The organism is Ideonella sp. (assembly GCF_041287625.1).
Classification (GTDB): Bacteria; Pseudomonadota; Gammaproteobacteria; order Burkholderiales; family Burkholderiaceae_C; genus Ideonella.
The window spans coordinates 47174-53468 of the sequence record NZ_JBGGNH010000064.1; the positions used below are offsets into that span (position 1 = coordinate 47174).

A 6295-nucleotide genomic window follows, 5' to 3' on the forward strand; every position below is an offset into this window, starting at 1 on the left:
CACGACTGAAGTTGCAATCAGCCGGCGGGCTGGCCGGCCATGTCGGGCGTGGCGCTGCTGTCGGCCGCCAGGGCCGGTGCCAGCGGAGCTGCGGCCGCCAGTGCCGACTCCGCCGACGGCGGCGCGCCGAGGAAGCGGCGGTGGATGCCGGCCAGGGCCTTGGCATAGGCCTCGGTCACGTCGGTGGTGCCGGAGACGGTCATGCGCAGGTCGTCCAGCAGGCCGTTGTGCAGGCCGTAGACCCAGCCGTGCACGACCACTTCCTGGCCGCGCGCCCAGGCATCCTGCACCACGGTGGTGTAGCAGGTGTTGCGCGCCTGCTCCAGCACGTTGAGTTCGCACAAGGCGTCCACCCGGTACTCGGCCGGCAGTCCTTCGAGGAAGTCCTGGTGCATGCGGCGAACGTCCTTCACATGGCGCAGCCAGTTGTCGACCAGGCCGTTGCGGGTGTCCATCAGCGCGGCCTTGACGCCGCCGCAGTTGGAATGGCCGACGATGATGATGTGCTGCACGCGCAGGTGGTCGACCGCGAACTGGATCACCGAGAGCGCGTTCAGGTCCGAGTGCGCGACCACGTTGGCCACGTTGCGGTGCACGAACAGCTCGCCGGGCAGCAGGTCCACCAGCTCGTTGGCCGGCACGCGGCTGTCGGCGCAGCCGATCCACAGGTACTGCGGCGTCTGCTGCTTGAGCAGGCGGCTGAAGAAGCCGGGCTCGCGCGCCTCGGTGGCGGCGGACCAGCGGCGGTTGCTTTCAAAGAGTTCTTCGAGGTGTTGGCTCATGGCAGGACGGCTTCAAAAGGCGATTCGGGTACAAGGCGCCAGCGGGACGGTGCCGGCTGAGCCACCGCGTTTGCTGCATTGCACCAAACGCCGGACGCGAGTGTAAGCACGAGGGCCTCTGGAAAACATCAGGACTCAAACAGCCGCAGCACGGCGCGCGGCCTTGGCACGGCCAGCAGGTTTCGCAGCCGGCTCCGGCTTTGCCAGCAACTGCCGGCAACGGGCCTCATGCTGCTCGATTTCCGCCAGCGTGACCTGGATGTCCTCCAGTTGCTGGGCCAGCTGGCGCCGATGTTCGGCCAGCACGCCGAGGAAAGCTTCCAGCTGCGGGCGGGCGTCTGTGCCGGAGTCGTACATGTCGACCAGTTGCTTGATCTCCTGCAGCGACAGGCCCAGGCGCTTGCCGCGCAGCGTCAGCTTCAGCCGGGTGCGGTCGCGCAGCGTGTAGACGCGGTTGCGACCGGCACGCGCCGGGGTCATCAGGCCCACGTCCTCGTAGAAGCGGATGGCCCGCGGCGTGATGTCGAACTCCTGCGCCAGCTCGGTGATGGTGAAGGTCGCAGCGGCTTCCGCACGGCCGTCGCCACCGGGGGCCTGGGCACGTGCGCGGGAAGGGCGATCGGAAGCGGGCATGACGTGGATTGACGTTTACGTTAACGTGAACCGAAGTCTACGCGATACGCGCCCGGCCCGTCCCGCACGCGACAGGCAGGCCGGCGAAGTTGGCGGACCATCGCCAGCCACGCCGCGGTTTCGTCACATTCAAAGCTCTTCGTCGGACTCCCTGCCATGGCCAATGCCCAAGAAGCCCAGCTGCACTACCCCTGGGGCGACACGCTGCCCGAAACCGGCCATGCGATGGAGGTGGCACCGGGGGTGCGCTGGCTGCGCATGCCACTGCCGTTTGCGCTGGACCACATCAACCTCTGGCTGCTGCGCGACGAGGCCGAGGACGGCAGCCCCGGCTGGGCCGTGGTGGACTGCGGGCTGGACATTCCCGAGGCCCGCGCGGCCTGGACCCGGCTGTTCGCGCATGGGCTGGACGGCCTGCCCATCCTGCGCGTGATCGTCACCCACATGCACCCGGACCACCTCGGGCTGGCGCATTGGCTGTGCACGCAATGGGGCTGCCGGATGTGGATCAGCGCGACCGATTTCTATTCCGCCGGCCAGGCCTGCCGCAACGACCCCGAGCTGATGCGTGCGCAGGCCGAGAAACTGTTCTCGCGCCATGGGCTGACCGACACGGAGCGCCTGGCCGCTGTGCGCTCGCATGCCACCGGTTACGCGCACCTGGTGCCGCAGCTGCCCGATGAATACCGCCGGCTGCTGCACGGGCTGACGCTGCGCATCGGCGCGCACGACTGGACCTGCATCGTCGGCCACGGCCACGCGCCCGAGCACATCGCGCTGCACTGCCCTGCGCTGAATGTGCTGATCTCGGGCGACATGCTGCTGCCGCGCATCTCGACCAACATCAGCGTCTACGGCCACGAGCCGGAGGCCAACCCGCTGCCGCTGTTCCTGCAGTCCATCGAGCGCTTCCGGCCGCTGCCGGCGGACACGCTGGTGCTGCCTTCGCACGGCAAGCCCTTCACCGGCGCGCACCAGCGCATCGACCAGTTGCAGGCCCACCATGCGCAGCAGTTCGACCTGCTGGTGGCCGCCTGCAGCGAGGCGCCGCGCTCGGCCGCGGACCTGCTGCCGGTGCTGTTCAAGCGCACGCTGGACGTGCACCAGACCAGCTTCGCGATGGGCGAGGCGATTGCGCATGTGCATGCGCTGCAGGAAGCCGGCCGGTTGAAGCCGCTGCCAGGCGACGATGGCGTGCTGCGCTACGTGCCGGTGGAGCCGCCGCTGGCCGTGCGCGCGTCGCCCTCGGGCGCCGAGGTTTCGCTCGCCTCCCGATAAGGCGCGAACACGTCGCGCAGCGTCGTGCCGCCCTGCCCGCCGACCAGCGACTTTTCCAGCTCGGTCAAATGCCGCCGCATCTCGGCCGCAGCCTGGGCCGGCGTGCCGACGGTGAGCGCGGCGATCAGCTCCTGGTGCCGGTGCGTGACGCAGCCGGGCCGGTCACCGCGCTGGTAGAGCGCGATCAGCAACGAGGTGGTGGGGAGCAGTTCGTCGATCAGGTCGATGAAGACCGGATTGCCGGCCAGCTCGGCCAGGGCCTGGTGGAAGCGGCCTGAGAGACGGATCGCGGTCGCCGCATCGTTGCGCGCATGGGCGGCAGCTTCGGCCTGTACCAGGCCGTTCAGCTCGCTGACCTGGGCCGCGCTGAGCTTGCCGGCCAGGCGGCGCGCGATGTCGCATTCGACGACGCGGCGCGCGTCGAACACATGCGCTGCATGCGCCAGGTCCGGGTGCGGCACCTGCGCGCCGCGGTTGTGCTGCAACACGATGATCTGGTCGGCCGCCAGGCGTTGCAGCGCCTGCCTCACAACGGTGCGCGAGACGCTGAAACTCTCGGCCAGCTCCTCTTCGCGCAGCCGCGCGCCGGGCGCCAGCCGGTGCTCGATGATGGCTTGATAGATGCCCTGGTAGACCCGCTGGGTCGCCGTGTCGGCAGCTTCTGCCTTGCCGGCCTGGCGCCGGCGCGGGACGGAGTGGGCAGTGGGCATCGCGGCATTGTCCGCAAACACTGCTGCACTGCGCAGCGGCTGGACGGCGGCTTTCATGCGCTCAGGCCGCAGCACGGCGCCGCCACAGCGCGACCAGCAACAGCGTCAGGCCCATCACCGCAAACGAGATCACCGTGGTGACGGTGCCCAGCGCGTAGATCACCGGCGTGGTCACCGTCGTGGTCAGGCCCTGCAGCTCCAGCGGCAAGGTGTTCAGGTCGCCCATGACCTGCGAGCTGCGGGCGATCTCGTCCCAGCTCAGCGTGAAGCCGAACATGCCGATGCCGACCAGGCTGGGCGCGATCAGCGGCAGCACCACGTGGCGCAGCGCCTGCCACGGCGTGGCGCCCTGGTCGCGCGCGGCTTCCTCGTAGGCGGGGTTGAAGCGGTTGAAGATCGCGAACATGATCAGCAGGCCAAACGGCAGCGTCCAGGTCAGCTGCGCGCCCAGGCCGGAGCTGAACATGCCCAGCGTGCTGGTGAAGCTCTCGGCCAGCGACGGTGCGTGCGCCTCGAACAGCGTCTTCAGCCCGGTGTCGATCAACCGGAACATCAGGCCCACGCCCAGCGAGACGATGATGCTGGGCATGATCAGGCTGGCGACGACGACATAGAACAGCGCGCTGCCACCCGGCAGCTTCTTGCGGTAGGCGAGGCCGGCGAGCAGCGAGCAGACCACCGTCAGCACCATCACCGTGAGGCCCAGCGCCAGCGAGCGGCGCAGCGCGGCGCCAATGTCGATCACGCCAATGCCTTCCCACAGCTGTGCGAACCAGTGCAGCGACCAGCCCCGCATCGGGAAGGTCAGCCCGCCCTCGGGGCCCTGGAAGCTGAGCACGAAGATGGCCAGCATCGGGCCGTAGAGGAACAGCACAAACGCGGCGAAGACGGCGCCCAGCAGCCAGAAGCTCAAGGGGCGCGTTTCGCGGCGAGGGATGGCAGCCATCAGAGTTCTTTCCTCAGGTTCACCAACCGCATCAGGGCCACGATCATCATCAGCACCACTGCCAGCAGGATCATCGCGTTGGCCGCGGCCAGCGGGAACTGCAGGTAGCTGGTCTGCACCTGGATGACCTTGCCGACCGAGGCAATCTGCTGGCCACCCATCACGCCCACCGTGACGAAGTCGCCCATCACCAGCGCCAGCACGAAGATGGAGCCGATGATCAGCCCGGTCTTGGACAGCGGCAGCACCACGTGCAGCACCGTCTGCCAGGGCTTGGCGCCGTTGTCGCGCGCGGCTTCCAGCAGCGCGCGGTCAATGCGCATCATCGAGTTGAAGATGGGCACGATCATGAACATCGTGTAGAGGTGCACAAAGGCGAGCACCACCGAAAACTCAGAGAACAGCAGCCACTCGATGGGCTGCTCGATCAGGCCCATCGCGACCAGCGTGCTGTTGATCAGGCCGTTACGGCCCAGCAGCGGCACCCACGAGATCATGCGGATCACGTTGCTGGTCCAGAAGGGCACGGTGCAGACAATGAACAGCACCGTCTGCATCAACTGGCTCTTCACATGGAAGGCCAGGAAGTAGGCAATGCTGAAGCCCAGCATCGCGGTGATCAGCCAGGTCAGCAGGCTGAACTTCAGCGTAGAACCGTAGGTCTTCAGCGTGACGCAGACGTCTTCGCCGGCGGTGACCAGGCTGTGGCCGCAGCCGTTGAAGACGTCCAGGTAGTTCTGCCCGGTGAAGGCCGGGATCAGCTCGTAGTCGGTCGCCTGCCAGGTGCTGACCATTGCGATCAGCGCCAGCGGCACGACAAAGAAGATGACGAACACCGCCGCCAGCGGCGCGGCCTGCAGCCAGGCCAGCAGGCTGCGGGACGAAGGGCGGCGGGTGCGTGTCATCTTGCTTCTCGGGACGTCAGGCAGCCACGAATTCGTTCCACTTCTGCACCATGTACGTGTTCTCGTCCATGATCGCGTTCCAGCAGGCAATGCCGCCCATGCGGGCCTCGTAGCTGCCACCGTCGCGCACCGCACCGGCCTTGGCCAGCACGTCGCCATTGGGCGACTTGATGTCCTGCGTGGCCGGCTTGCCTTCCATCCAGTAGGCCCACTCGTAGGCCTCCATCTTGGCCTTGGCCGTGTCCAGCACGGCGCTGTAGTAGCCCTGGCGGTTCAGGTAGGCGCCGGCCCAGCCGTCGAGGAACCAGTTGATGAATTCGTAGACCGCGTCGGCTCGTCTGCCGGTGACCGTCTTCGGCACGCCGAAGCCGGCCGCCCACGCGCGATAACCTTCCTTCAGCGGCTGGAAGGTGCAGGCAATGCCCTTGGTGCGCACCGCCGTGACGGCCGGGCTCCACATCGACTGGATCACCACTTCGCCCGACGCCATCAGGTTGACCGACTCGTTGAAGTCCTTCCACAGCGAGCGGAACTGGCCGGCCTTCTTCGCCTCGATCAAGGTCTTGATCGTCAGGTCGATTTCCTTCTTGGTCATGTTCCCCTTGTCGGGGTACTTGTAGAGGCCCATGGCCTCGACCACCATCGCCGCGTCCATGATGCCGATGGACGGGATGTTCAAGATCGCGGCCTTGCCCTTGAACTCGGGGTTCAGCAGTTCCTTCCACGACTCGATCGGGCGCTTGATCAGGTCCGGGCGAATGCCCAGCGTGTCGGCGTTGTAGACGGTCGGGATCAGCGTCATGAAGCCGGTCGCGTCCTTCGCGAAGGTCTTGCTGTCCGGCTTCTCCAGGTACATCACCTTCTTCGGCGCGGTGCCCTGGTCGCCCACCTTCTTGCCGGCGACTTCGCCCTTGGTGAACAGCGAGGTGATCTTGTCGGCGTTCTTGATGCGCTTGACGTCGATGCCCAGCAGGTTGCCGGTGGGGATGATCTTCTTCAGCGAGAAGTACTCGGTGTCGATCAGGTCGAAGCTGTTCGGCG

7 protein-coding genes are annotated in these 6295 nt (G+C 67.1%); 1 reads left to right on the forward strand and 6 read right to left on the reverse strand.

The genetic code is table 11. The features are described from left to right. Positions 1-17: 17 nt before the first annotated feature. Positions 18-782 carry a carbonate dehydratase gene (gene can / locus ACAH41_RS23615; protein ID WP_325655605.1) on the reverse strand — a complete coding sequence of 255 codons (765 nt, stop codon included), beginning with the start codon at positions 780-782 and terminating at the stop codon, positions 18-20. Positions 783-917: 135 nt separating this feature from the next. After that, the gene (locus tag ACAH41_RS23620; protein WP_325655604.1) at positions 918-1415 is read right to left on the reverse strand and encodes a MerR family DNA-binding transcriptional regulator; all 498 of its coding nucleotides are present in this window, start codon (positions 1413-1415) and stop codon (positions 918-920) included. A gap of 156 nt (positions 1416-1571) precedes the next feature. On the opposite strand from ACAH41_RS23620, the gene ACAH41_RS23625 reads away from it, so the two are divergent. Next, a complete protein-coding gene (locus tag ACAH41_RS23625; RefSeq protein ID WP_325655603.1) occupies positions 1572-2693 on the forward strand; it encodes an MBL fold metallo-hydrolase in 1122 nt (373 codons plus the stop codon). On the opposite strand, the gene ACAH41_RS23630 is transcribed toward ACAH41_RS23625, so the two are convergent. From ACAH41_RS23630 to ACAH41_RS23645, 4 genes are all read right to left on the reverse strand, one after another. After that, a complete protein-coding gene (locus tag ACAH41_RS23630; RefSeq protein ID WP_370538564.1) occupies positions 2618-3403 on the reverse strand; it encodes a GntR family transcriptional regulator in 786 nt (261 codons plus the stop codon). The two genes, ACAH41_RS23625 and ACAH41_RS23630, sit on opposite strands and share 76 nt — an antisense overlap. 61 nt (positions 3404-3464) lie before the next feature. Then, positions 3465-4349, reverse strand: a complete 885-nt coding sequence (locus ACAH41_RS23635; RefSeq protein WP_325655601.1) for an ABC transporter permease — start codon at positions 4347-4349, stop codon at positions 3465-3467. After that, positions 4349-5254, reverse strand: coding sequence for an ABC transporter permease (locus ACAH41_RS23640; RefSeq protein WP_325655600.1), 906 nt, complete (start codon positions 5252-5254; stop codon positions 4349-4351). The genes ACAH41_RS23635 and ACAH41_RS23640 overlap by 1 nt, the downstream gene beginning before the upstream one ends. A 16-nt stretch (positions 5255-5270) precedes the next feature. Beyond that, positions 5271-6295 (reverse strand): PotD/PotF family extracellular solute-binding protein (locus ACAH41_RS23645; RefSeq protein ID WP_370538565.1); only part of this gene is annotated, 1025 nt, incomplete at its 5' end.

Excerpts from the sequence above, each read along its gene's own strand:
- can (WP_325655605.1), bottom strand. The coding sequence starts at position 782 with ATGAGCCAACACCTCGAAGAACTCTTTGAAAGCAACCGCCGCTGGTCC.
- ACAH41_RS23620 (WP_325655604.1), bottom strand. The coding sequence starts at position 1,415 with ATGCCCGCTTCCGATCGCCCTTCCCGCGCACGTGCCCAGGCCCCCGGT.
- ACAH41_RS23625 (WP_325655603.1), top strand. The coding sequence starts at position 1,572 with ATGGCCAATGCCCAAGAAGCCCAGCTGCACTACCCCTGGGGCGACACG.
- ACAH41_RS23630 (WP_370538564.1), bottom strand. The coding sequence starts at position 3,403 with ATGCCCACTGCCCACTCCGTCCCGCGCCGGCGCCAGGCCGGCAAGGCA.
- ACAH41_RS23635 (WP_325655601.1), bottom strand. The coding sequence starts at position 4,349 with ATGGCTGCCATCCCTCGCCGCGAAACGCGCCCCTTGAGCTTCTGGCTG.
- ACAH41_RS23640 (WP_325655600.1), bottom strand. The coding sequence starts at position 5,254 with ATGACACGCACCCGCCGCCCTTCGTCCCGCAGCCTGCTGGCCTGGCTG.